The sequence below is a fragment of the Arcticibacter pallidicorallinus genome (genome assembly GCF_003002875.1).
Taxonomy (GTDB): Bacteria; Bacteroidota; Bacteroidia; order Sphingobacteriales; family Sphingobacteriaceae; genus Arcticibacter; species Arcticibacter pallidicorallinus.
Window position 1 is genome coordinate 527,002 of sequence record NZ_PVTH01000001.1, and the last position, 25,474, is coordinate 552,475.

At 45.9% G+C, this 25,474-nt stretch carries 27 protein-coding genes and 1 tRNA gene; 19 read left to right on the top strand and 9 right to left on the bottom strand.

Annotated features, from left to right (window positions below; genetic code table 11):
- Window positions 1-2 precede the first annotated feature (2 nt).
- Complete coding sequence (gene dprA / locus B0I27_RS02140; RefSeq protein ID WP_106290901.1) at window positions 3-1,100, top strand: DNA-processing protein DprA; 1,098 nt, start codon at window positions 3-5, stop codon at window positions 1,098-1,100.
- Here the strand turns inward: dprA and B0I27_RS02145 are convergent.
- From B0I27_RS02145 to B0I27_RS02155, 3 genes are read right to left on the bottom strand one after another with little or no spacing between them, the layout of a single operon-like run.
- A complete protein-coding gene (locus B0I27_RS02145; protein WP_106290903.1) occupies window positions 1,097-1,603 on the bottom strand; it encodes a SixA phosphatase family protein in 507 nt (168 codons plus the stop codon). The two genes, dprA and B0I27_RS02145, sit on opposite strands and share 4 nt — an antisense overlap.
- Window positions 1,600-2,565, bottom strand: a complete 966-nt coding sequence (locus B0I27_RS02150) for a glycosyltransferase family 9 protein (protein WP_106290906.1) — start codon at window positions 2,563-2,565, stop codon at window positions 1,600-1,602. Before B0I27_RS02150 ends, B0I27_RS02145 begins: the two co-directional genes overlap by 4 nt.
- Window positions 2,540-4,237 carry a DNA polymerase/3'-5' exonuclease PolX gene (locus tag B0I27_RS02155; RefSeq protein WP_106290908.1) on the bottom strand — a complete coding sequence of 566 codons (1,698 nt, stop codon included), beginning with the start codon at window positions 4,235-4,237 and terminating at the stop codon, window positions 2,540-2,542. The genes B0I27_RS02150 and B0I27_RS02155 overlap by 26 nt, the downstream gene beginning before the upstream one ends.
- Window positions 4,238-4,256: 19 nt before the next feature.
- Between B0I27_RS02155 and B0I27_RS02160 the strand changes: the two genes are divergently transcribed.
- A complete protein-coding gene (locus B0I27_RS02160) occupies window positions 4,257-5,420 on the top strand; it encodes an AI-2E family transporter (protein ID WP_245925404.1) in 1,164 nt (387 codons plus the stop codon).
- 37 nt (window positions 5,421-5,457) lie between these two features.
- Here the strand turns inward: B0I27_RS02160 and sppA are convergent, their stop codons facing one another.
- A complete protein-coding gene (sppA, locus tag B0I27_RS02165) occupies window positions 5,458-7,224 on the bottom strand; it encodes a signal peptide peptidase SppA (RefSeq protein WP_106290910.1) in 1,767 nt (588 codons plus the stop codon).
- An 81-nt stretch (window positions 7,225-7,305) separates the two neighbouring features.
- Between sppA and folK the strand changes: the two genes are divergently transcribed.
- A complete protein-coding gene (folK, locus tag B0I27_RS02170; RefSeq protein WP_106290912.1) occupies window positions 7,306-7,785 on the top strand; it encodes a 2-amino-4-hydroxy-6-hydroxymethyldihydropteridine diphosphokinase in 480 nt (159 codons plus the stop codon).
- A gap of 18 nt (window positions 7,786-7,803) precedes the next feature.
- Complete coding sequence (locus tag B0I27_RS02175; protein ID WP_106290914.1) at window positions 7,804-8,169, top strand: Hpt domain-containing protein; 366 nt, start codon at window positions 7,804-7,806, stop codon at window positions 8,167-8,169.
- Window positions 8,170-8,207: 38 nt separating this feature from the next.
- Here B0I27_RS02175 and pssA read toward each other — a convergent pair whose 3' ends face one another.
- Both pssA and rho read right to left on the bottom strand, forming a co-directional pair.
- The gene (gene pssA, locus B0I27_RS02180) at window positions 8,208-8,906 is read right to left on the bottom strand and encodes a CDP-diacylglycerol--serine O-phosphatidyltransferase (protein ID WP_106290916.1); all 699 of its coding nucleotides are present in this window, start codon (window positions 8,904-8,906) and stop codon (window positions 8,208-8,210) included.
- Between the two features lie 15 nt (window positions 8,907-8,921).
- Window positions 8,922-10,760, bottom strand: coding sequence for a transcription termination factor Rho (gene rho / locus B0I27_RS02185; protein WP_106290918.1), 1,839 nt, complete (start codon window positions 10,758-10,760; stop codon window positions 8,922-8,924).
- 224 nt (window positions 10,761-10,984) lie between these two features.
- Between rho and pyrF the strand changes: the two genes are divergently transcribed.
- From pyrF to B0I27_RS02230, 9 genes are read left to right on the top strand one after another with little or no spacing between them, the layout of a single operon-like run.
- Window positions 10,985-11,809 carry an orotidine-5'-phosphate decarboxylase gene (pyrF, locus tag B0I27_RS02190; protein WP_106290920.1) on the top strand — a complete coding sequence of 275 codons (825 nt, stop codon included), beginning with the start codon at window positions 10,985-10,987 and terminating at the stop codon, window positions 11,807-11,809.
- Window positions 11,810-11,846: 37 nt separating this feature from the next.
- Window positions 11,847-13,124 carry a DUF2851 family protein gene (locus tag B0I27_RS02195; RefSeq protein WP_106290922.1) on the top strand — a complete coding sequence of 426 codons (1,278 nt, stop codon included), beginning with the start codon at window positions 11,847-11,849 and terminating at the stop codon, window positions 13,122-13,124.
- A 1-nt stretch (window position 13,125) separates the two neighbouring features.
- Window positions 13,126-13,347 carry a PspC family transcriptional regulator gene (locus tag B0I27_RS02200; RefSeq protein WP_106290924.1) on the top strand — a complete coding sequence of 74 codons (222 nt, stop codon included), beginning with the start codon at window positions 13,126-13,128 and terminating at the stop codon, window positions 13,345-13,347.
- 51 nt (window positions 13,348-13,398) lie between these two features.
- Window positions 13,399-16,038 (top strand): FtsK/SpoIIIE family DNA translocase, encoded by a 2,640-nt coding sequence (locus tag B0I27_RS02205; protein WP_106290926.1) that lies wholly within the window; start codon window positions 13,399-13,401, stop codon window positions 16,036-16,038.
- A gap of 53 nt (window positions 16,039-16,091) precedes the next feature.
- Window positions 16,092-16,739, top strand: a complete 648-nt coding sequence (gene lolA1, locus B0I27_RS02210; RefSeq protein WP_106290928.1) for an outer membrane lipoprotein periplasmic chaperone LolA1 — start codon at window positions 16,092-16,094, stop codon at window positions 16,737-16,739.
- 12 nt (window positions 16,740-16,751) lie between these two features.
- Complete coding sequence (locus B0I27_RS02215; protein WP_106290930.1) at window positions 16,752-17,027, top strand: hypothetical protein; 276 nt, start codon at window positions 16,752-16,754, stop codon at window positions 17,025-17,027.
- Entirely contained in the window at window positions 17,024-17,788 is a 765-nt protein-coding gene (locus B0I27_RS02220; RefSeq protein WP_106290932.1) for an MBL fold metallo-hydrolase, read from the top strand. Before B0I27_RS02215 ends, B0I27_RS02220 begins: the two co-directional genes overlap by 4 nt.
- Window positions 17,789-17,841: 53 nt before the next feature.
- The gene (gene trxA / locus B0I27_RS02225; RefSeq protein ID WP_106290934.1) at window positions 17,842-18,147 is read left to right on the top strand and encodes a thioredoxin; all 306 of its coding nucleotides are present in this window, start codon (window positions 17,842-17,844) and stop codon (window positions 18,145-18,147) included.
- 42 nt (window positions 18,148-18,189) lie between these two features.
- A complete protein-coding gene (locus B0I27_RS02230) occupies window positions 18,190-18,498 on the top strand; it encodes a hypothetical protein (RefSeq protein ID WP_106290936.1) in 309 nt (102 codons plus the stop codon).
- Here the strand turns inward: B0I27_RS02230 and B0I27_RS02235 are convergent.
- Window positions 18,495-19,124: a DUF6266 family protein gene (locus B0I27_RS02235; protein WP_106290938.1), complete on the bottom strand. Its 630-nt coding sequence runs from the start codon at window positions 19,122-19,124 to the stop codon at window positions 18,495-18,497. The two genes, B0I27_RS02230 and B0I27_RS02235, sit on opposite strands and share 4 nt — an antisense overlap.
- A 370-nt stretch (window positions 19,125-19,494) precedes the next feature.
- Here B0I27_RS02235 and B0I27_RS02240 point away from each other — a divergent pair.
- A tRNA-Pro gene (locus B0I27_RS02240) sits at window positions 19,495-19,568 on the top strand.
- A gap of 140 nt (window positions 19,569-19,708) precedes the next feature.
- Here B0I27_RS02240 and B0I27_RS02245 read toward each other — a convergent pair.
- On the bottom strand, window positions 19,709-19,948 hold the full coding sequence (locus B0I27_RS02245) for a hypothetical protein (protein WP_106290940.1): 240 nt from the start codon (window positions 19,946-19,948) through the stop codon (window positions 19,709-19,711).
- Window positions 19,949-20,072: 124 nt separating this feature from the next.
- On the opposite strand from B0I27_RS02245, the gene B0I27_RS02250 reads away from it, so the two are divergent.
- The 5 genes from B0I27_RS02250 (at window position 20,073) to B0I27_RS02270 (ending at window position 24,946) form a co-directional block, all read left to right on the top strand.
- Window positions 20,073-20,516, top strand: a complete 444-nt coding sequence (locus tag B0I27_RS02250) for a very short patch repair endonuclease (RefSeq protein ID WP_106290942.1) — start codon at window positions 20,073-20,075, stop codon at window positions 20,514-20,516.
- 254 nt (window positions 20,517-20,770) lie between these two features.
- Window positions 20,771-21,244, top strand: coding sequence for a hypothetical protein (locus B0I27_RS02255; protein WP_219904961.1), 474 nt, complete (start codon window positions 20,771-20,773; stop codon window positions 21,242-21,244).
- A gap of 52 nt (window positions 21,245-21,296) precedes the next feature.
- Complete coding sequence (locus tag B0I27_RS02260; protein ID WP_106290944.1) at window positions 21,297-22,883, top strand: PDDEXK family nuclease; 1,587 nt, start codon at window positions 21,297-21,299, stop codon at window positions 22,881-22,883.
- A complete protein-coding gene (locus B0I27_RS02265; RefSeq protein WP_106290946.1) occupies window positions 22,884-23,981 on the top strand; it encodes a DNA cytosine methyltransferase in 1,098 nt (365 codons plus the stop codon).
- Complete coding sequence (locus tag B0I27_RS02270; protein WP_106290948.1) at window positions 23,978-24,946, top strand: restriction endonuclease PLD domain-containing protein; 969 nt, start codon at window positions 23,978-23,980, stop codon at window positions 24,944-24,946. The genes B0I27_RS02265 and B0I27_RS02270 overlap by 4 nt, the downstream gene beginning before the upstream one ends.
- A 6-nt stretch (window positions 24,947-24,952) precedes the next feature.
- On the opposite strand, the gene B0I27_RS02275 is transcribed toward B0I27_RS02270, so the two are convergent.
- Window positions 24,953-25,462, bottom strand: a complete 510-nt coding sequence (locus tag B0I27_RS02275) for a hypothetical protein (protein ID WP_106290950.1) — start codon at window positions 25,460-25,462, stop codon at window positions 24,953-24,955.
- Window positions 25,463-25,474 lie beyond the last annotated feature (12 nt).

A 25,474-nucleotide genomic window follows, 5' to 3' on the forward strand; every position in this document is an offset into this window, starting at 1 on the left:
TTATGTCCTCTTTACATGAAATAGCCTTAACGTTCATTCCGGGCGTTGGAGTCGTAACTGCCAAAGTCCTTTTAGACTATCTTGGCGATGCCCGGTCCATTTTCGATGCAAGCCGCAAAGACCTTATCAGCGTACCTGGCATAGGCCCCAAAACCGCAGAAGCTATCCTCTCGCAGTCGTTCATGCAGCGCGCGGAAGAGGAGCTGAAGTTTCTCGAGCGTTACAAGATCAAGCCACTTTTTATCAGTTCACATGACTACCCCTGGAGGCTGCGCAACTGCTATGATGCGCCTGTGATGCTTTACTACAAGGGCAATGCGGAGCTGAATGCCGATAAAATCGTAAGCATTGTCGGTACGCGAAACGCAACAGAATACGGCAGGGATCTCACTCAGCAGCTCGTAGAAGGCCTGAAAGCGCAGAATGTACTGGTGGTAAGCGGACTTGCCTATGGTATCGATGTAGCGGCGCATAAGGCCTGCCTGAAATCAGGCGTCCCCACGGTAGGGGTGGTAGGTCATGGTCTCGACCGGATATATCCCGCACAGCATCGCGCAGTAGCAGAAAGTATGCTTAGCACAGGAGGGCTCCTTACCGAATTTGCCTCTCAAACGAAACCCGACAAAGAAAATTTCCCCAAACGCAATCGTATTGTCGCCGGACTGGCAGATGCCACTATCGTTGTCGAAGCAGGGCTTAAAGGAGGGGCGCTCATCACCGCAGAGCTGGCTAATTCATATGACCGCGATGTAATGGCGTTTCCGGGGCGGGTAAATGACACCTATTCAGCCGGCTGCAACTTCCTGATCAAATCAAACAGGGCCCACCTCGTTACAGGTGTGAAAGATGTGGAATATCTGATGGATTGGATCCCCTCACAGAATCCCAAGCAAGCAGATCCCCAACTAAGTCTGCCTCTAAACCTCTACGGCGAAGAAAAAACGATCGCAGAGTGCCTACACGAGTACGGCTCGTTATCGTTCGACCAGTTGCAGGCAGCTGTGGAAATACCACAAACCAAGCTTACCATGGTACTCCTGAATATGGAAATGCAGGATCTGGTGATCGCACTGCCGGGTAAAAGATATCGACTGCGTTAATCAGCTTCCCCCTCCTCATTCTTGGGGTAGTCAAACAGCAGCTGATCTCCCGTCTGGCGGCTCAGCAGTTGCCAGCTCGCAAAGGGGAAGCTGATCAGTACCACACCGCAAGTCGGCAGATTATACAGATCGCTATTACAAAGCTGGTTAACGATCTCCGTCAAGCCCGGATTATGACCAAAGAGTGCAACAGAGTCATAACGGTCATCCAAACCGTTGATCACCTTCAGCAGGGTAGAAGGGGAGGCCTCATAAATCTCTTCCTTAAACAGGATATCCGTAGCCGGATAGCCCCACTCCCGGCAAAAGATCTCCGCCGTAGTTTTCGCGCGAACGGCCGGACTCGATACCACAGCCTGCGGAACCTCATTTCGCTCCGCCAGGCGCCGCGCCATCTCCGGTGCATTCCTTAGTCCCCGTTCATTTAACGTACGGTCAAAATCTCCAAGACCCCGATTGCTCCAGTCAGATTTGCCGTGTCGAATCATCAGCAGTTTTTTCATAACTCATTCAAAATTGAAGCGATCATCTTGTCATCCTGGTGGTTCATGCACTTGAAATGACCCCGCGGACACTTCTCATGACCTATTTTAGAACAAGGCCTGCAAGGCAAACCTTTCACCTCAGCAGTATAATGCCTGTCCGTTTTGTAAGGGTACATCCCGAATTCAGGAACCGTATTTCCCCAAACCGAAACGATCTTTTTGTTGAAAGCGGCGGCGATATGCATCAGTCCCGTATCATGACTCACCATTTGACGGGACATCTTCACCAGAAAGGCCGATTCATTCAGCGAAAAGCTCCCACAGCTGTTTAAAACCCGTTCGCCTACCGCCCGTACCACCGCATCGCCGACAGCTTTATCCTCTTTGCCCCCCAGCAGCACAATAGCACCCTCCGTCTGTTCGCAGATCCGGATGATTTTCTCCAGCGGAAGCCTCTTCGTCGCATGCTGGGCACCGATAGCGAAGCCGGTATATTCCAGGTGGCTCGAAGGAAGCATCTGATCCAGAGCGTAATCATCACCCAGGAAGTAATCCAGACCCTTGCCGTCGTTCTTCACACCCAGCGAAGCAACCGTTTCCAGGTAGCGGTCAACGATATGTACATCCGGCAGCCTGTTGATCATTAAGTTCACCAGCAGGAACTTTTCAATGTTCAGCTTATTAAAAGAGGCCGACTTAGCACCCAGTGCCCGCTTCATCCGCAGCGTCCGCAGATTATGATGCAGGTCCACCACAAAGTCAAACTTCTCCTCCTTAAGCCTGCGGATCTGATCAGAAAGAGAACCTTCCAGCAGGTGCAGCTTATCGATATAAGGGTTGAATTTCAGAACACTTTCGTATGCCTTTTTCGTAATATAATGAACTTCGACACCCGGAAGCTGCTGCTTTACGCAGCGGATCACCGGCGTCGTCAGCACGATGTCCCCTATGGAACTAAATCGTATGATGAGTATTTTCATGGGCACGTCTGCTTTCAAAGAAAGCACTTATCTCCGTTAAATTTAAAGCATTCAGGCAGTTTTCCGCTGCCACACCGCCCTTGCGGGCGGCGATAATGCCATAGTGAATATCATTGAAACCCCTCACGCTGTGCGCATCCGGGTTAACCGACAGCATCACGCCCTTTTCAATAGCGTACTGATGCCAGCGCCAGTCAATATCCAGTCGCAGCGGATTCGCGTTGATCTCGATCACCACGCCGTTCGCCGCACAGGCGTCGATTACCTTGGGTATGTCCACCGGATAACCGCTTCTGCTCAACAGCAGGCGTCCCGTAGGGTGCCCTAAAATCGTCGTATAGGGGTTTTCAATCGCCTTGATTAAACGACTCGTCGCTTTCTCTTCCGACATCTTGAATACCGAGTGGATCGAAGCCACTATAAAGTCAAACTGCGACAAGATCTCCACCGGGTAATCCAGCGATCCATCAAAAAGGATATCCGATTCAATACCCTTAAAGATCTTAAACGGAGACAACTTTGCATTCAGCGCGTCGATCTCCGCATGCTGCGCCAGCACCCGTTCCTCACTAAGCCCCTTCGCATAAAAAGCCGATTTCGAATGATCGCAGATTCCCAGGTACTCAATCTTCATCTCGTCCCTGCAGAACCTGGCCATCTCTTCCAAAGAACTGGCCCCATCACTCCAGGTGCTGTGGTTATGCAGCGTCCCTTTCAGGTCCTCATAGCAGATCAGCTGAGGCAGGGCATTCTTCTCCGCAAGACTAAACTCAAACACCCCTTCACGAAGCTCAGGCTCAATAAAAGGCAGACCGGCAGCACGGTAATACTCTTCTTCTGAGGCAATAACAGAGGGAACTTCTTTTACACGCGAAGACAACTCCTCCAGATGCTCCGCAGATCCCGTCTGCAACACCAGCTCCTTAAAGTACGCTTCAGCCGTACAAAAACGGATATAAACCTTCACTCCCGAACCACTCTCCGCAGTCAACACATCGTCCTTCCGCTCAACAAGCTGCAAATCTTCAGACGATTCAATCCAGGAAACCACCTCCTCCAGAACCGGGGCACCTATTAAGATGTCCAGACCATCAACGATCTCCGCCTTCCGCCGAAACGCTCCCGTAAAGGATATCAGCTCAGTCCCCGCAATCTCTCTCAACCCCGAAAGCAGTCCCTTGGCAAAACCATGAACATGCGCATACAAGAAACGCCCGCTGTTCGCCATCTTGAACTCAATCGACTTCCTGATGTCTTCCTGCGTCTTCAGTCCGAAGCCCTTCGCCTCCATAAGCCGGTTCTCATTGCAGGCATAAAAAAGCTCACCAATATTCTCAATACCCAGCTCTTTCCAGATCACCAGGACCTTTTTCGGACCAAGGCCTTTGATACTCATGATCTCCACCACTCCCGGCGGCGTCTCTGCAAGCAGCGCCTCCAGCTCTTTCATCGTACCGGTTTCCACAATCTCGCGGACCTTTGCGGCTACGCTTTTACCGATAACCTTAACAGCAGCAAGTTCCTCAAGGCTCTTTGTCGCCACGTCAAAAGGAAGCTTGCCGATTGCAAGAGCCGCATTGGCAATGGTCTTGGTCTTAAATGATTTCTCTCCCTGAAGCTCCATAAGCTGACTTAACAGCCGCAGGAGTCGCGATATGGGCTTGTTTTCCATCAGTCAAAAATAGGAAAATATGTTCGCAAAGACTATTCAAAACCCTAGCCCGGCTTTTCTGTTCTACAAACACACCATCCAGATTTCGCCCATGGCTCAAGTTTCCCTTACCGATTCCATCAAAGTTCTCGTCTTTCTATTCCTCCTGTTCGGAGGGCTTTATTTTGCCGCCGAATTTCTGATTCCCCTCAGCTTCGGAGGAATCATCGCTACTCTCATTTTACCTTTTTGCCGACGCATAGAATCGAAAGGTGTGCACCGCGGAGTGTCTGCGGCATTATGCATCTTGATACTGCTGACGATTATCGGGGGGCTTGTGCTCATCTTTGCCTGGCAATTGTCGGATCTCGCGAAAGACTTTTCCCAGATGCAGCACCATCTCGGCGGCCTGCGCGATAAGATCGAAAGCTATATCAGTAATACCGTTGGCATATCCAGGGAAAAGCAGACGGAGATTATTGATAAGCAGCAGGATGCTACTACTAATCAGATGGCAGGGGTTATTACCGCTTTAATGGGTATAGGTGTGGACTTTATTCTGGTTACGGTGTACACCTTCCTGTTTGTCCTGTACCGCAGCCGGCTGAAAAAGTTTATCCTGATGCTGGTGCCTGTAGAACAAATGCAACGCACGGAGAAAGTGATTAATGAGTCGGCAAAAGTTGCCTTCCAGTACCTGTCGGGACTCTCCATGATGATCGTTATGCTCTGGGTGATGTACGGAATCGGCTTTTCCATTGTGGGAATTGAGGGCGCCATCTTTTTCGCGGTGCTGTGCGGACTGCTGGAAATCGTACCCTTTGTAGGAAACCTGACCGGTACCGGCTTTACTGTGCTGATGGCCATTTCCCAGGGTGGGGGAGGCAGCATGGTACTCGGTGTTCTGGCTACCTACTTCGTGGTTCAATTTGTACAGTCCTATATTATCGAGCCACTGGTAGTCGGTGCTGAAGTCAACATCAATCCTCTTTTTACCATTCTTGTTCTGGTCCTTGGTGAAATGCTATGGGGAATACCCGGAATGGTTCTCGCCATCCCCCTTCTAGGGATAGCGAAGATCATCTGCGATAACGTGGAACCCCTGAGACCTTATGCTTACCTGATAGGAGGAGAGCGAAGAGAAAAGAAAGACAGCGGTTTCATCAGCAAAATCAAAAACGCCTTCAATAAAAAAGCGGAGTAGGCCAGGCCTGCTCCGCTTCAAAGATCTTTAGAATAGCTTACCTGATCTCCAGATTAAACATCATTCTAGCCTGTACACCCGTACCCTCCAGGATGGTCTTCAGCTGCTTATAATAATTATAGCTCTCACCAAACTGAAGCCTGGCATAATGTTCCTTCAGCTTATCCTCACCACTGCTGAAGATCGATTCAAACGGATCCTTCTGCGTCGGATATTCCACTAATTTATAGTTCTTCAGCTTAGCCATTTTTACAGCCGAGTTCACAGCATCCTGAACGTTACCCAAACGGTCGACAAGACCGATCTTCAACGCTTCCGTTCCGCTCCAGACACGTCCCTGACCAACGCCGTCTACATAATCCTGCGTCTTCTTGCGGCCATCAGCCACCCGCTTGGTAAAGGTACCATAGATCCGGTTAACCTCATTCTGGACGATCAGTCGCTCGCCAACCGTAAGCGGACGCGTGGTCGAACCCAGATCCGCATATTCAGCGGTCTTGACCTGATCAAAGGTAATTCCCAGCTTATCATTAAAGAAGTTTTGCATGTTCGGAATGATGCCAAACACACCTATAGAACCCGTTATCGTATTCGGCTGAGCAAAGATAGAGTCGGCAGCACAAGCAATATAATAACCACCCGAAGCAGCAACATCACCCATAGAAACAATCACCGGCTTTACCTTGCGGGTAAGAGCCACCTCGCGCCAGATCACGTCCGATGCAAGCGCACTGCCACCCGGAGAATTTATCCGAAATACAACCGCTTTGACCTTCTCATCGGTGCGCACTTTACGCAAAGTTCTCGAGATACGTTCAGAGCCGATCGTCTCGTCATCACCCTCACCACTCATGATATCACCGGATGCGTACACCATCGCCACACGCGAATCCAGGTCTCCCTCAGCAGGGCGGTTACCTTTAATATAGCCGCTCAGCGTCACAGACTTTATATCCTTTTTCTTATCAACACCCGTCTTTTGTTTCAGCTCATCAATGACTTGATCCTTATAACGAAGCGCATCTGCCAGCTTATACGTTACCGCATCCTTCGCCTGCTGCACCTTCAACTGGTTGGCGATAACAAACAACGAATCCTTCGGAATCTTTCTCGACGCGGAAACATTAATCAGCAAATGATCATAGATAGAACCCAGAAACGAAGTAACCTGCTTCCTGTTCGCATCACTCATCTTGTCGAGAATAAAAGGCTCCACCGCACTCTTAAACGTTCCTACCTTGATGATCTGAGGCTCGATGCCCAGCTTGTCCAACGCGCCCTTGAAGAAAACAGACTGAGAGCTCATACCTGCAAACTCCAGAATTCCCTCCGGATTCAGGTACACTTTATCGGCTACAGAAGCCAGGTAATAGGCTTTTTGCGAATAAACCTCACTATATGCGATGATGAATTTCTTGGATTTCTTGAAGTCGAGCAGTCCGTTACGGATCTCCTCCACTGTTGCCATTCCTGCCTGCACACCCGAAAAGTCCAGGTAGATCCCCTTGATATTGTCGTCTGTTTTCGCCCTTTTCAGCGCTGCCAGAATATCATTCAGGCCCATGTTTTTGCTCACACCAACACCCGCGAAGCTGATATCGTCGAGCGGATTCTTAACGGATCGTTCCGTAATCGGTGCGTTAAGCGAAACATGCAGGAGCGAACCCGGTTCCACTTTAACCTCCTGGTCACCTGCCGAAGAAGCAATGCCGACAATGAGCATCACCATCAGGAAGCCTATGACTATAAACGAGAGGAAAAACCCCAGCATAGAGGCAAAAACAAACTTAAAAAAACCCTTCATGGATATTAAAACTTAATGGTTATACAAGTATATGCAATTAGATATGAATATATTTGAAACGTTACAGCCAAAAAAAGTTTTATGCATTCAGTCATTATATTACTTGGCAGCAATCTGGGAGACAGGTTAACGTATCTCCATAAAGCTACCGCAAGCATAGAAATAGAGGCTGGAAAAGTAGTACAAAAGTCGGCTGTCTATCGAACAGCATCATGGGGGAAAACAGAGCTCCCGGAGTATCTCAATCAGGTGCTTCAGATCGAGTCTGCACTCCCGCCCCAGAAACTACTCAGCACGCTTCAGCAAATAGAAACCAGCCTGGAGCGAACCCGGGAGGAGAAGTGGGGATCGCGAACGATAGATATAGACATACTTTTTTACGACGCACAGCAGATAAATGAAGCCAACCTCATCATACCGCACCCCCTGTTGCAGGAACGGCGGTTTGTTCTGGAGCCCTTAATGGAAATTGCACCTGCACTGGAGCATCCCGTTTTTGGCAAAACGATTGAACAGCTTTACGCACAACTAAAAGACACACTGATTGTTGAAAAGATCTAGAAACCTAAATTATACATCATGAGCAATGCATACCAAGTCGATCTCTCTTATCTCAATGATATAGCAGGAGGGAATGTAGAATTCGTAATCGATATGATCGATATCTTTCTGGAGCAGACGCCGGGATATTTCGAGGAGCTGGGTGCAGCGATACAGCTGCAGGACTGGAAAGTTACCGGCGACATCGCTCATAAGATCAAGCCCACACTGGCGTTTATAGGCGCAGAGGATCTCCGGGTGAAAATGCAGCAAATGGAATCAAACGCAAGAGCACAGCAGAATTTAGATACTATTCCTGAAAGTTTCCGTGAGATTAATGGTACTGCCGAGCAGATCTATGAAAGTTTGCAGCAGGCAAGGGCAGAGCTGTCTGCCAAACTATAAAAAAAGGGATCCATTGTAACAATGGATCCCTTCCTGTTTTATCTCAGTCTGGTAAACTGAATGATCGATAAAACGATATAAATAAATATGATGATCGGGATAGCTACAAATTGCAGCAGCAAAATCAGCAGGACCGAAGAGCCCAGTAAGATATACCGGAAGAGGTTCTCCTCCAGCCCGAAATTCTTAAACTTCAGCGAAATCAGTGGAACTTCCATCACCAGGAGGAATCCCGTGCCGATACTGAATACAAACAAGAAGAATGGATTCAGTATATAAGCATCCAGCGCCCCGCTTCCCGCGGCAATAATCATCGGCAGTGAACCTACCAGCAAGGCATTCGCCGGAGTCGGCAAACCGATGAAATGATCACCCTGGCGCGGGTCAATATTGAACTTTGCCAGGCGAAGAGCCGAAAACATCGCAATAAAGAAGGCCGAGAACTTCAGGTATTCACTCATCTCCCCAACCTGCGGGGCCTGCAAAAACAACTGGTAAACAATTGCAGCAGGCAACAGACCAAAGCTGATCATATCAGCCAGCGAATCCAGTTCTTTCCCCATAGGAGAATAAACGTGAAGCGCCCTTGCGATCAGTCCGTCAACAAAGTCGAACAATGCAGCAATAACAATAAAATAAGCAGCTAAGGTCAGATCATTACTGAAAGCAAACGTAACGCCTATACACCCGCTGAACAAGTTCAGGCACGTGATGGCGTTAGGTATATGTTTTTTCATCAATATCTATTTGAATTAGCTATTCATCGAAATTAAAAATTCCTCATTTGATTTAGTACCTCTCATCTGGCTCAGCAAGAATTCCATTGATTCCTGAGAATTCATATCCGCCAGGTGGTTACGCAGGATCCAGATCCTTTGCAAGTTCTCCCTGTCATGAAGAAGATCGTCACGACGGGTGCTCGATGCAGTAAGATCGATAGCCGGATAGATTCGTTTGTTCGCCAGTTTACGGTCAAGCTGAAGCTCCATGTTACCCGTACCCTTGAACTCTTCGAAAATTACCTCGTCCATTTTAGAACCCGTATCGATCAGCGCAGTAGCCAGGATCGTCAGTGAACCGCCATCCTCGATATTACGTGCCGCACCGAAGAAACGCTTAGGTTTGTGTAGCGCATTCGCATCCACACCACCCGAAAGGATCTTTCCTGATGCAGGCGCAACAGTATTATAAGCACGTGCCAAACGCGTGATTGAATCCAGCAGGATCACCACATCATGTCCGCATTCCACCATTCTCTTCGCCTTTTCCAGAACGATATTGGCAATCTTCACGTGACGCTCAGCAGGCTCATCAAAGGTAGATGAAACCACTTCCGCACGTACACTTCTCGCCATATCCGTTACCTCTTCCGGACGCTCATCGATCAACAGGATGATCAGATAAACCTCAGGGTGGTTCTTTGCAATCGCGTTAGCAACATCCTTCAACAAGATCGTCTTACCGGTCTTAGGCTGTGCCACGATCAAACCACGCTGACCCTTACCAATAGGAGTGAACATATCGATGATACGCGTCGAGTTGTGACTGGTATCCATGAACAGGTTCAGTTTCTCAGAAGGGAAAAGAGGAGTCAGGAAGTCAAACGGTACACGATCCCTTACCTCAGCAGGCAGGCGTCCGTTAATCGCTTCAACCCGAACCAGCGGGAAATATTTTTCGCCTTCTTTCGGAGGACGGATGCTTCCACGTACCGTATCGCCCGTCTTCAAACCGAAAAGTTTGATCTGCGACTGCGATACATAGATATCATCAGGAGAAGTCAGGTAGTTATAGTCAGAAGAGCGCAGGAATCCGTAGCCATCAGGCATGATTTCCAGAACACCTTCGTTCACAATCACGTTGTCAAAATCCAGGTTCACCGCAGCATTCTGATCAGAAAGCCTTTGTTCCTGCGGTCTTTCAGGTGATCTCTCAGCCGATCTCTCTACCGGACGCGCTTCTACCGTTCTACCGGTAGGCGTGCTAAAACGCTTTTCAAACTTGGGAGCCCTTTCGCCTGCAGGAGCTTCAGCATTTGCCGAAGGTTCTTCACGTCTTCTGGGTTGCTCCGAAGGAGGAACGATAGTCCTGTCATGCTTAATGGTGATCTGTCTTCTCGGGCGCTGGGTAGGCTGTGCCGGAGCAGCAGCAGGTTCAGCACCTTCAGCCGGTTTGTTTTCAACCGCAGCAGGAGCAGCTTCCGCCGGAGTGTTCGCACTCTCAGCAGGAGCAGGTGTATTTTGATCAGCTTCCGCTTGTTTTTCTGTAGTAGCCGGTGATTCCGGAGCAGGGGCAGAGAAAAGTGTCTCCTGCGCAGCACTTGCCGCCGCAGCTTTTACCGCATCTGTATTGGTTTTTATAGATCTGCTGCGTTTCTTTGGTTTTTCACCTTCAACACTTGCGCCATTGGCAGCACCGGTATCAATTGATGAGGAACCCTCGCCGGAAGTAGCAGCGTTTTGTGATTGATGAGCCTTTATTTTAGTGATAAGTTCTTGTTTTCTTAAGGCATCTGAGCCCTCCACACCAAAGGATTTGGCAATCTCACGAAGCTCGGACACAAGCTTGTCGTTCAATTCAGTAATTTCCATTCAATTGAAATATTATATAGGATTCTTTTTGTAAGACTTAGTCCACACCCGTAAAAGAAAATCATGTGCAAAAATAAGGCTGATGAGTTTTCTTTTGAGAAAGAGGGGACTGCTTTTTTGAGATAAAGCACAATTCTAAGTGAATAAATCGTAAAAAACAAAAAATATGAAAAAAAATTTTAAAGCCCTTTAATGTTTTGGTTACTTTGAAGCTTATTATTACTATGAATCGTAAAGAGCTAATTGAGCAGATCCGGACCAAAAAATCCTTCCTTTGTATCGGACTCGACACAGACATTACCAAAATCCCAAAATACCTTCTTGATACCGAAGATCCTGTTTATGAGTTTAATAAGCAGATTATTGAGGCAACCAAAGAATACTGCGTTTCCTATAAGATCAATACCGCGTTTTATGAAAGCCGCGGCCTGGCCGGATGGCAAAGTCTGATCCGCACCTGGAATGAGCTGCCGAAAGACACCTTTAGTATTGCCGATGCCAAGCGCGGCGACATAGGCAACACTTCTGAAATGTATGCAAAAGCCTTCTTTCAGGCCGAATCATCCGGAATGAGCTTTGATTCAGTCACCGTCGCACCTTATATGGGAGCCGACTCGGTTAAGCCCTTTCTCAAGTTTGAAAACAAATGGGCCATCGTACTCGGCCTGACTTCCAACGAAGGCAGTAAAGACTTCCAGTTTCTGCCCGTAGCAGAAGAAACCATGCTTTTCGAGCGCGTAATTCAAACGGTAAGCGGCTGGGGAACGAACGATAATATCATGTTCGTTGTAGGTGCTACACGGGGCGAGTCCTTCCTGACGATACGTAAACATGCACCAGACCACTTCCTGCTCGTTCCGGGCGTAGGCGCACAAGGCGGCAACCTGCAGGACGTTTGTAAATATGGAATGAACAAAGATTGCGGATTACTCATCAACTCATCACGTGCGGTGATATATGCATCATCCGGAGAGGATTTTGCAGAAGCAGCAGCGGCAGAAGCACGGAAAGTTCAAAACGAAATGAAGCTGATACTTGAATCGATGTAAGTTGTGCGTATTCTGCTAATAACTAGCTGAATGCACAATGAATGAAGACCTTATCAATTTTATCTGGAGGTTCAGGCTGTTTAGACAAAAAACACTGCTGACCTCCAGAAATGAGCCCATCGAAATTATTTCCCCGGGTTTTTACAATAGTCATGCGGGTCCGGACTTTACCGATGTTAAAGTCCGCATCGGCAGCACTACCTGGATCGGCAGTGCCGAGATCCACATCAGGGCCTCCGACTGGGAGCGCCATGGCCATTCCGGCGACAAGGCTTATAATAACGTCATCCTGCATGTGGTCTATGAGAACGATCTCCGCATGCTGCGTGCGGACGGAACAGAGCCATCCGTATTCGTCATCAAACCCTATATCCCCGAAAACATCCAGGAGCACTATCTGCAGCTCATCCGGAACATGAACTGGATCCCCTGCGAAAAGCAGCTGTCGCGGGTCGACCCCATCTACGTGGAAGATTGCCTCCAGCGCATGCTGATCGAAAGGATGGAAGAAAAATCCGAACAAGTCGCCGAGCTCCTGAACCGCAATCAGGGCGACTGGTCCGAAACCTTCTATATCCTGTTGTGCCGGACATTCGGCTTCAAGCTCAACGTCCTGCCCTTCGAGCTGCTCGCCAGGTCATTGCCCATGCGCATTCTGGAAAGGCACCGGGACAGCCTGTTCCAGCTCGAAGCGTTGTTATTCGGACAGGCAGGCTTCCTCGAAGAGCCCGCTTCAGACGAATACATTCTTAGTTTGCAGGAAGAGTACCGCTACCTGCGTCATAAATACAGCCTTACACCCATCGAATCGTACCTCTGGAAATACCTGCGACTGCGACCACAGAATTTCCCCGCAGTACGCCTGGCACAGTTCGCATCGCTGATCCACCGCTCCCCGCACCTCTTCTCCCGGATCCTCGAAACCAGGGAGCCTGTAGCGTTGCGCAAGCTCTTCGAAGGAATCAGTATGAGCAGCTACTGGCAGAACCACAACAAGCCCGGAAAAGAAAGCGCGAAGATCGCCGCCGGGCTAGGCAGGGAGTCCGTCAATAACATCCTCATCAACACCGTTTCTGTCGCCTTATACAGCTATGGTAAATACACAGATAACAGTCATTTTTTTTCACGCTCCATCTGTCTCCTCGAAAGCATCCCAGCAGAAACGAATCGCATCGTGTTGAAATATAGAGAAATAGGTGTGAAATCTATGAGTGCCGACAGCTCCCAGGCGCTGCTGCAATTGAAAAAAAAATACTGCGATCAGAAAAAATGCGTAAATTGTGCTGTCGGAGCAAGAATTATAAATTCCGCTTAAAATGATACAACGTGTCTTAGCCTTTTTTGAGCGCTATTCTTTCGGAGTTTCCACATATCTGGGCGAGAGGTTCGATATGTCCATCTCCAAAATCCGCTTATTCTTTATCTATTCCTCCTTTTTAGCAGTAGGCTTTCCATTGATCTTTTATTTTTTGGCAGCTTTTGTCCTTGGAATCAGAACCTATATGAAGAGGATCCGCACCCGCATCTGGGATTTTTAATCCCGAAAAAAATATCTTTCATATATTTGAACGGTACAAAACCGCTTACAGATGCCGGTAAAAGGAAATCAGTTCAGATCAAATTCATTCAGAGGGGAAGATGCGCCTAAAACAGCGGGGAAAGGACGCCTGATTAGGGAGAAAGCAGAAGCATTACCAACCTTTACATTCAATAACGGGAGAGCAATCAAGATAGCAGGACTATTCTTCCTGATCCTGTCTATATTCTTCATGATTGCCTTCACATCCTACCTCTTTACCTGGCAGGATGACCAGAGTTACGTATCCGGACCAAACGGCGGCTGGAGCAACTTTTTTAGTCCGCCCGAAGAAATTGCACCCGAAGGACCACAGGAACTGCCCGTAGAAAACTGGCTTGGCCGCTTAGGCGCGCTGTTATCTCACCAGTTCATCTATCAATGGTTCGGTGTAGCCTCCTTTATATTCATCGGCATCCTGTTCATCATCGGGTATCGTCTGTTGTTTAAGGTCAAAATCCTTCCGCTGGGCAAATCATTAGCTTATTCTTTCTTCCTGCTGATATTCACATCTGTCGCCCTGGGTTTCTTCCATAGCTTCGGCTCCGACTATCCGCATTTTCTTGAAGGAGAATTCGGGTTCTGGACCAACCGCCTGTTACAGGGACAGATCGGAAATGCCGGAATAGCAGGACTGCTCGGCTTTTCAGCGCTTACCGCATTGATCATCGCTTATAATATAGACTTCAAAATACCCGAAAGGAAAAAGAAAATCTCCCTGGCCGTTCCGCCTATACCCGACGATCTCGAGTCGGAAGACGATTACCGCAGCGAACCCGTCGAATTTCCATTAGAAAACAAGCGCAGCAGGTTCAACAGAGAACAGCAGAAAGCAGAAGACGAAAAGCCCTTTCCTCCGCTGAAGCAGGAGCGGGTTACAGCACCTTTGGAATACCAGGAGCCAAGCCGTCCCGAACCAATCGTTCCCAAGACCGTCATTCCATTCGAATCCGTAACCCCGATAGCAGACGCGACCCCGGCAGTCGTTGCCGCCGCTGCCGCATCCGCAGCCAGTTCCATTCCGCTGAATATCGAGCGTAACGAAGAACCGAAGCCGGCAGAAGAAAAAGCACAGCCAGCCTTCACCGTTACCAAGACCGCAGAAGAGAAGACCGCAGATCACCTGGTGGAGCAGTTCGGACAATATGACCCGAAGCTCGATCTTTCCTCATACCAGTACCCTCCAATCGAGTTACTGGAGAACTACAAGTCCAACAAGATCCAGGTAGATCCAAATGAGCTTGAGGCCAACAAGAACAAGATCGTTGAGACCCTCAACCATTACAATATTGAGATCGACAAGATCAAAGCGACGATCGGTCCCACTGTTACCCTCTACGAGATTATTCCCGCACCCGGAGTGCGTATTTCCAAGATCAAGAACCTGGAAGACGATATCGCGCTCAGCTTAGCCGCACTCGGCATCCGTATCATCGCCCCGATGCCCGGAAAGGGAACCATCGGTATCGAGGTACCTAACAGGAACCCCGAGATGGTCGCCATGCGTTCCATCATGAACACCGAGAAGTTCCAGAACAATACCATGGACCTTCCGATCGCATTAGGGAAGACCATTTCCAACGAGGTTTACATCGCCGACCTGGCCAAAATGCCCCACTTGCTGGTAGCAGGAGCCACCGGTCAGGGTAAATCCGTCGGTATCAACGCCATTCTCGTATCGCTGCTGTACAAGCTGCACCCATCACAGCTGAAGTTTGTACTCGTCGACCCGAAGAAGGTTGAGCTTACCCTGTTCCGCAAGATCGAAAGACACTTCCTGGCCAAGCTGCCCGGAGAAGAAGACGCCATCATCACCGATACCAAGAAAGTAATCAATACACTGAACTCCCTTTGTATCGAGATGGACCTGCGTTATGACCTGCTGAAAAACGCACAGGTGCGTAACCTCAAAGAATACAACCAGAAGTTTGTCAACCGCAAGCTGAACCCCGAAGAAGGACACCGCTTCCTGCCATTCATCGTACTGATCATTGACGAGTTCGCCGATCTGATGATGACCGCAGGAAAAGAAGTAGAGACCCCGATAGCGCGACTCGCACAGCTGGCCCGTGCCGTAGGGATTCACCTCGTGATCGCTACCCAGCGTCCGTCCGTCAACATCATCACCGGTACCATCAAAGCCAACTTCCCTGCCCGTTTAGCATTCAGGGTACTGTCGAAGATCGACTCCCGCACCATTCTCGATTCAGGAGGCGCAGACCAGCTGATCGGAAGAGGGGATATGCTGCTGGCGACAGGAAGTGAGCTGATCAGGTTGCAGTGCGCATTCGTAGATACCCCAGAAGTAGAGCGGATATCCGACTTTATTGGCGAGCAGCGCGGTTATGCCTCTGCCTGGATGCTTCCCGAGTACGTGGATGAGAACGGAGAAGCAGGCGGTATGAAAGACTTCGACGCCAGCAACCGCGACCCACTGTTCGAAGACGCAGCCAGACTCATCGTGATGCACCAGCAAGGATCCACATCCCTGATCCAGCGCAAGCTGAAACTCGGCTACAACCGTGCAGGAAGAATCATCGACCAGCTCGAAGCCGCAGGAGTAGTAGGACCGTTTGAAGGAAGCAAGGCCCGGGAAGTATTACTGCCCGACGACTACGCCCTGGAGCATTTCCTCGAAAACCTCGATAAATAGATAAACCATTTTTCGTTACAGGAGTCTATACAAGGTATAAACACACATACCAGATGAAAAGAACATTTTTAACCAGCTTTATATTATTTGTATTCGTCAGTCTGAGCATGGCGCAGACCGACCCGAAAGCCAAGAGCATCCTTGCAGCCGTAAGTAAGAAATACGCGTCTATGCCGGTTATTAAAGCCGACTTCAGCTATACGATCGAGAATCCCAAGAGTAAAACGAAGCATTCCGAGTCCGGCACCCTGTACACCCGGTCAAAAGCCAACAAATACAAGATCATCACCCCAACCCAGGATCTGATGAGCGACGGCAAGACCCAGTGGACCTATTTGAAGCAGGACAATGAAGTAAACGTGAGCGATGTCGACAACAGCTCCAACTCCATTAACCCCGCAAAGATCTTCAGCATCCACGAGAAAGGATACAAATACGTAGCCCTCCCCGATATCAGGCAGAGCGGCAAAGTGTTCCACGTGATCGACCTGACACCAACAACCGAGGGAAACAATTTTTTCAAGATCAGGCTGACAATCGACAAAGCCAGCAGTCAGATCGCCAAAACGATGGTCTTCGACAAAAATGGCAACCGCTATAGCTATGTAATTAAATCACTTACGCCTGCAAAAGTATCCGACTCCATTTTTGCCTTCCAGGCAGCCAGCTATCCAGGCGTAGAAGTCGTAGATTTGCGATAAATTTATGTCTTAATGGCCATTACGTACACACAGCACACCCTTGAAAAACTGGAAGTCTTGTTAAAGGACCTGCAGTACAAGCTGCGCTATGAAAAAGGAAATTTCAAGACGGCGGCCTGCATTCTCGACAAGAATAAAGTCGTCGTCGTAAACCGATTTTCCACACTCGAAAGCAAAATAAACGTGCTCGCAGGACTCATCCAGGAAATTGAAGTTGATGAAGATTCGTTGAATGAGAAACAAAAACAGTTTCTTTATACTTTGAAAAAATCAACACTGCAGCTGTGACCGTTACATTTTTAGGAACAGGAACCTCCCAGGGCGTGCCGGTAATCGGTTGCGAATGTCCCGTTTGTACCTCTGAAGACCCAAGAGACAAGCGCCTTCGCAGCTCAATCCTGGTGGAGCGTGAGGGGAAACACCTGGTAGTTGATACTGGTCCCGATTTCCGTTACCAAATGTTGCGCGAAAAAGTCAAGACCCTCGACGCAGTGATCTTCAGTCACGAACACAAAGACCATATAGCCGGTCTGGACGACGTCAGAGCCTTTAATTACCGGCAGGGTAGGGCAATGGACATCTACGCCCATCCGAGAGTTCAGGAAGCCCTGAAACGCGATTTTCATTACGCCTTCGCAGAAATGAAGCATTACGGCATTCCGCTGCTGGAACTGCACGACATCAGCAAAGACTCAAGCTTTACCGCCGCCGGCCTGGAAGTGCAACCCATCGAAGTTTTACACTACAAGCTGCCGGTTCTGGGCTTCCGTTTCGGCGACTTCAGTTACATTACCGATGGCAAAACGATATCCCCTACGGAAAAAGCCAAGCTAAAAGGCTCAAAGGTTTTGGTGTTGAATGCGTTACAAAAAACTTCACACATTTCACACTTTACACTGGAAGAAGCGATCAGTCTGGCTGAAGAAATAAACGCTGAACAGACCTATTTAACCCACATCAGCCACCTTTTAGGCAAGCATGCCGACGTTAACACCGAGCTCCCCGATGGTGTAGCGTTAGCTTATGATGGATTAAAGATTAATTTTTAGTGATTTATTGTAAACCAAGAAGGGCAAGCGATGTTGTATAAGAAAATACACATATGAGCACAAGACCAAGTTTCTCAGACATCATTCATTCAGAAAAGCCAACGCTGGTTGACTTCTTCGCTGAGTGGTGCGGTCCCTGCAAAATGATGTCGCCCATATTAACTGAGTTGAAAGGCACGCTGGATGATTCGGTAACCATAATTAAAATTGATGTTGACAAGAACCCTGCGGCCGCGCAGGCGTATAACGTGCAGGGAGTACCTACACTTATTTTGTTCAAAAGCGGAGAGATTAAGTGGAGGCAGTCGGGTGTATTGACCAGCTCGCAATTGCAGCAGGTGATACAGCAATATTCCTGATTAATTTTAAAACATACACAGTATTTTCCTCATTAATATAACATGGATCAGACAGTTTTTCTATTGGTAAAAGACCCTAATAATGCTTGTCAGGATATTATCAGGCACCGGGACGGATCGCTGAGGATCAGGGTTTACTGCCTTGGAAAGGACAAGTTTGAGCCTCATGAAGATGAGCTGCAGTTCTTCGCGAATGACGCCGGCGATCTGATGGCTTTCGAAACCTCGGATTATGACGGCGATGATCCCTTGCTGGTGATTGAAGCGATCCGGTGGTATGCCGAGTATATCGGAAATCCGAAAATGGAGATCCTCGCTGAGGATCCCCGGTTATTTGATCAGGAGCATTAGGGGGTTGGGTACCTGATGATGTTTAGGTAAAGGCTGTTGGAGGCGTTTTTCCGGTCTCTGCTAATGGTTCCTATGTAGACGTGGAAGTTGAAGTCGACGTCTGTATTGCTGAGGTCGAAGGTGTATTCTCCGGCTTGTCTGTTTATTTCTGCGACACTTTCCATCACGAGTTCTCGTTGCGTGTCAACAAGCGCGATAATCATCTGTTGACTTTTAGCTGCTTTCTTATCCCAATTTATGGTGATGCCCGTTGGAGTCGACATGACTCTGGCATCTTGCACCGGCTCGAGCTTTCCGAAGCTGATCAGGACATTGGGGTAGTCTATCTCCCCGCCCTCAGGGCTTTCCTTCCAGGCTTTCGTTAAAATATGCGATTGAGCTGCATTCCTGCCCGTCATTCTCTCCGGGTTTTGAATAAAGGCCAGTTGAACGCATTCATTCACCAAGCTTAAAAAATTGTTGGCGGCCCTGAATTTTGCACGAGACTGCAGCTGTTTCTCTGTTGGTTCTTTAGTTGATTTTTTGTTGTGACCTTTAAAGTAATTGATATCGCGCCAGCTGCTTGCGATCACGCTTCCGACTTTTCCGGAGGCAGGGCCATTGAGGCCTTTTTTGTACGTTGCCATTTTGATAAGATTAGGTTAAAAATTCAATTTTTATTGGTTTTCATTGAGGGTTAAAAAGGGTCTTTTTTAGCGCGTATCTGGGACGGGTCGGGTACGTGTTTTCGACGGGTTTTATCGAAGCAGGTACGACGCTGGTACGTCTTTGGTACGGGGCTGAGAAGGCCTTGATTAACGGTGTTATAAAGATGAGGAGAGAAGTTGGGAATATGAAATTATTTCGGGGGATTTGGCTTTGTACCCTTTGTTAACCAGAGTTTTGTGCCATTTTGGTTAACAAGGAGGAGGTGATTTGATGGAATTTTCTTGGAATTTTGAAAGGAGATTGTATTTTTGCTCTTGTAAAGAAAGCAGGTGGGGTAACTGCCTGTTTCGGGATGTAGCGTAGCCCGGTATCGCGCCAGCATGGGGTGCTGGAGGTCGTGGGTTCGAATCCCGCCATCCCGACGGAGAGAAGAAGGACTTCGGATTTCAGAATCGAAGTCCTTTATTACAACTTTTAAGCGGGAATTTTTACAAAGGTCTTCAAGATCAAGGGCTCTTAATCCTTGCAGGGCGCTTCCTGATGTTTGTCGAAGCCAATCCGATTAAGATACAGTATTCTCTTCGATTTGTCTCAGCATGATTTCAGTAGCTTCTTCTTTTGTAATCCTGTTTCCCAATTCCTTCAACGATTGTTCGTCCGAGTAAATTCCGTTGGGATCATTCCAATTAAGCCACTCAACCATATCCTCTCTTGAAAGGGCGTTAATTTGTAAAATAACTTTCTCCAAACTCAGCTCGGCGAATTGCTGATATGTATAACGTGAATCTTGCCAAAAGCCCATATATAAATATCTGAAAAATACGTGTAAATTAGATAAAGAAAGTTACAAATAATCGGTTTTTAGATGGTAATGGAATATTCAAATTTTGGAGTCGCTTAAACTGAATACTTGATATAATTGTGCGATGGCGGATGTACATACAGAGGCGATTCGGAGCTACAACATGTCCCGAATTCGCAGTAAGAATACAAAACCAGAAGTTCTGGTTCGGAAACAGCTACACAGAAGAGGATTCAGATTTCGAATTAATGTCAAAAATATGCTTGGCAAGCCGGATATTGTATTGCCTAAGTATAAAACTGTAATCTTCGTCAATGGTTGCTTTTGGCACGGGCATAAGGGTTGCAGATACTTCGTAATTCCGAAGACCCGAACGGAATGGTGGCTGAATAAGATTAGTAGAAATAGTTTGAATGATGAAAAAGTTATCCAGATATTGGCAAATCAAGGATGGTTTTCTATTGTCTTGTGGGAATGTGAACTAAAGAACGAACATCTGGAATCGACTATCGAAAGGTGCGTAACCGCTCTCGGCAGTTACACCAAACCAGTTATCCAAAATCCTTGATAGTCCCTGTTTGGTTAGATGCTATTTTTGCTGATTCAAATGCTACCGAAGTAAGTATGATACACGCTTTTTCGCTATCTTTTAGAACGCGCGGCGAATCCCGGTAATAGTTAAAAATGGTTGACAACGTCATTTCATTAGATCGTTGGACAATAGAAACTCTGAGTCCACAGATCTTAAGGGTTAATGATACTTGCAAAATTCCTAGTTCGTCAGACGAGTGCCTGATTAGGATAAGTCAAAATTTATTTACCTTGAAATTAACAGTAAAGCCTTGTATTATTCCAATGAAGGTTATTATCTTAGAGGCTAACATTCGTAAAGACAGAAATATGCCTAAAGCAGGAGATAGTTTTATTGCTATTTTAAAACGACCCCATGTTGGATGGGGTACCCATCGACATACAGGAACCAGAAAATTAATAAATGGAGAAGGTTATTTGCATATTCCTGCATATATAGCAAGGAAGTTCGATATCACGAATATTCATGGTATAGGAAATAGAGACTATACTTGTAATTCAGCAGACGGATATTTAAAGAACAGTGCTCTCATAGCCTCGGGTGGAACTGACAGATTAAGTAAATACGCTAAGAATCTTCAAGGAAAGGGGGATCTTAAAATATTAGGAGGCTGGTTTAACCATATAAATGCACAAGTTGGAGATAGAATCGAAGTGAAATTTGTAACTCCAACGGAAATATTGCTTTCGAAAATCTCTCGATAAGAGAAAGCTATTGCAGTTTCATAAACGAGAATTTATGCAGTTAAAAGTCTAGATGCTAGTAGAATTTAATTCAAATTTCAGGCGTAGCTGGATGTTGCCAAGAGCGATTAGGAAGATTTATCCCTGGAAGTTAGCTCAAATCTGCCAAATCTTGAATCAAATGGCATTGAACAATTGGAGTCAGGAGATACAAAACGAATTCAGCGGATTGTTAACAGCAGGGAACCTTAAAGGCCGAAATGAGATACGAGACCCTAAAAGTGGTGGTGCAAGAACATACATTTCACAACTTGAAAGTATTGGCCTACTTTATAGAAGGCAAAAAGAATTGTTTTTTACCCTTGCGGGCAGGAGTTTGATTGATTTTGAAACCCCTCTAAAAGTTTTACAATCCCAAATATTAAATTATCAATATCCCAGTACATATAGCAACGGAAGAAATGTACGCATACATCCAGATATAAAGGTTAAACCCTTCGTGTTTGCATTAAGGCTATTAAGAAACAATAAGATTAAATATCTTACAGTAGATGAGATTGTTTTTTGTGTGGTATATGGTCATAATTCTAAGTGTGAAGATTTTGTAGTTAGCAAGATATTAAGCTTTCGAAGCCAAAATTTGCAGAGAAATGATCTCCTAAAACTTATCGATAGGCCATTAGAAGATTTATCAACTCCAAAAGCGACGCAAAAAGACAATGCTCATAAATTATTATTGGAAGCTATAAATGTCGCAAATACATTTAAAAATTATCTCATCAGCTCTAGTCTAGCGTATGAGGATGCGACAACAAAAAACATCATTATAAGTGAAGAGTTTGCAGATATAATCGATGAAGCAATATCGAAAATGCACAACTTTATCTCTTACTCGCCAGGCTTTGAAGAAAAATATACAAGAACGTACGGAGCTTGGAACAAGAAGAAGGATACGACAACTAACTCGGAGCGTAAGAAATTAAACAAGGGGGAATCGATCATCTCTGCACAGTTTTTTGAATATATAGGCAATGTTTTAATAACCGAACATCCGGAAGATTTTATATCAAAAATGGTAAAGGATTTTGGCTTTGACCGTGATCTTGTTCTTGATGTAATCACCCCCCTAATCCCTAAGTCTCTAACGTATTTTGAAAGCAAGTATTTAGAATTATCTAAAGGCGGGGTAACAACTGCCCGAGATTTTGAACTTGCAACTGCAGAGCTATTCAAAACACGATTAGGAATAAATGCTAAACACACAGGAAGCGCTTACAAAAAGGGAGTTGGAGGATATTCAGATATAATACTAATTAATGAATCTGTTGGAGAATGTGCAATCGCCGACACAAAAGCAAGTAGCCATTACACACTACCATCAATGGATTATGCTAAAATGATTAGTAATTATATACCTAATTATCAGGAACTTGAATTAGCTAAGGGGCATAGATTGGGTTTTATATTGTATGTAGCGGGAGGCGTCGGTGGGGAAATACAAACTAAATTACTTACTTTGTATCGAGAAAGCGGTTTGCCAGCGTCAGCAATAAATGCACGAACCCTTATCGAAGTAGCCCAGATAAAAGGTCTTGAAAGGGACTACCTCTGGAAAAAGCTAAAAGCAAATAAAGTACTTAAAATATCAGATTTTCATTAGATGGCAGTGTTTAGGTTAGGGGAATTATTTTCGGGACCGGGAGGTATAGCTCTTGGTGCGATTAATTCTGTGGTAAATAATGGAAGAGAAGAATATAGTATCGCTCATGAATGGGCGAATGATTACGACAAAGATACATGCGAAACATATCGACACAATATCTGCCCTGAATCTAGAACTTCAGTAATTTGTAGAGATGTAAGAAAGTTGGATATAGAAAAGTTGTCTGATATTGATGCATTAGCGTTTGGCTTCCCATGCAATGATTTTAGTATTGTAGGGGAGCAAAAGGGAATAGATGGTGTTTTTGGTCCCTTGTATTCTTATGGAGTAAGTATATTAAAGAGGTTTCAGCCAAAATGGTTCTTGGCGGAGAATGTCGGAGGCTTGAAAAATTCGAATGACGGACAGGCTTTCAAAACTATTATTAGCGAATTGGAATCAGCAGGCTATAGGGTTGTTCCACACCTTTATAAGTTCGAAAACTATGGGATTCCGCAGGCAAGACATAGGATTATAATAATAGGCATAAGGAATGATCTAGAAATAACATTTAAAGTTCCTTTTATCCCCAACAATAAAATAGTTACGTCCCGAGAAGCAATTTTAAGTCCTCCAATAGATCCAGGTACGCCAAATAACGAGCTGACCAAGCAATCAGAAACAGTAGTTGAACGCTTGAAATTCATTAAGCCGGGCGAAAATGCCTTTACGGCAAATATGCCAGATTATTTAAGATTAAATGTAAAAGGTGCCAAAATCAGTCAAATATATAAGCGATTAGATCCTAATAAGCCAGCATATACGGTAACTGGAAGCGGTGGAGGCGGGACTCATATTTATCACTGGGAGGAAAATCGTGCTTTAACGAATCGGGAGCGTGCACGCTTACAAACTTTCCCGGATAGTTTTGAATTCTTAGGTTCAAAAGAAAGCGTAAGAAAGCAAATTGGAATGGCTGTTCCTCCACAGGGAGCGAAGATCATAATTGAAGCAGTTCTTAAGTGTTTTGCTGGTATTGAGTATCCTTTTATAGAACCTAATATTAAATTAAGCGCAAAAACTTTAAAGACGCCAGAAGTCTTAGTGGAAGTATGATAACGGGCCAAGGAGAGCTATTTGACGAAATTTTGGCTAACCCAGTCATTGAAGGAGCGGATAAGCTACTTATTGTGACCGGATACGCCTCAGCAAATATGGTAGCCAGACATGTAGATTATGTAAGAAAAATACTTAAAAGGAGCTTCCGTCTTGAGCTTATTATCGGAATGGCGGTCAAGGATGGAATTGAGTTGAAAAACCATAAATCTTTCATTCAACTTCAAGAAAGCAAGGATTTAGATTTCGAGTGTAACTACATTATCAATCCTCCTGCTATCCATTCAAAGGTTTACACCTGGCTAAAAAAAGAAGAGCCTTATAAAAGCTTTACAGGATCTGCTAATTATACTCAAAATGCATTTAGTACTTCGCAGAGAGAGGCCGTTGCTCCGAGTTGTCCCAAGTTGGCGAGTGATTATTTTCAAAATCTTTTGCGCGAGAGTATTAACTGCAATGACGACTTCGACATTATCAGTTCCCACATTGATTTTTATGAGTCTAAACGAATAATTAAAGAGGTACATAAGTATGATGATACTAACTTGTTAAGTTATGAACTTGAAAAGGTTACACTCACACTTTTAGATAGATCTACTGGTGAAGTTCCTAATCGTTCAGGTTTAAATTGGGGACAACGTCCTGAATATAATAGGGATCCCAATCAAGCATATTTAAACATTCCATCAGATATTTGTAGATCGGGATTTTTTCCAGACTTAAGAAACGTATTTACAATATTAACAGATGACGACAAACAGTTAATATGTGTCAGGGCACAACAAAATGGGAAGGGACTACATACAACTCTTAACAATGCACTAATGGGTCAATATTTCAGGTTTAGGCTATGCCTTGGGAACGGTAAAAAGATAACATTGAAGGACCTACTCAAATATGGGCGGACCGATGTAGATATATATAAAATTGATGAGGAAACTTACCATTTGGATTTCTCCGTATAAGGAGTCCTAGTCTCTAATTAAAGTTAAAAAATCAAAATTTTTCAGATGTCCGAAATATAGTGCCTCAAACATTGGCGAGATACTAGAAGAATCTATATTAGCAATAAGAGTCTCTTGGGGGGCAAATCCAAGGATCTGAACGTCTCTACTATCGACATTAATAAAGGCAACAATACCAATATCATAATTGCCTCTCGGAACAGTTGGGTAAGAATCTAAGCTTGCAGTAATTAATTCCACAGAACGTCCGTTGTAGGTAAATTGTGGTTTATAATTCTTACTGTCAACTTTCAGCGTCCAATCAATGGTGGCCTGATTCAAAAGTTTTTCCAGGGCTACTTCTGCATAAGACCGAATCAAAAAAGAGTGGTAAAATTTTTGGCCCTCGAAACGATCTCTTAACTTATTCATGTCAGTAACATTTAGATGCTTCAAGGCAATGTGCTGTAGTTTCTGATAGATCTTATATTCGACTTTAAACCTAATAGCCGGTTTACCAATTAATTCTTTTATCATGCTATATATTTG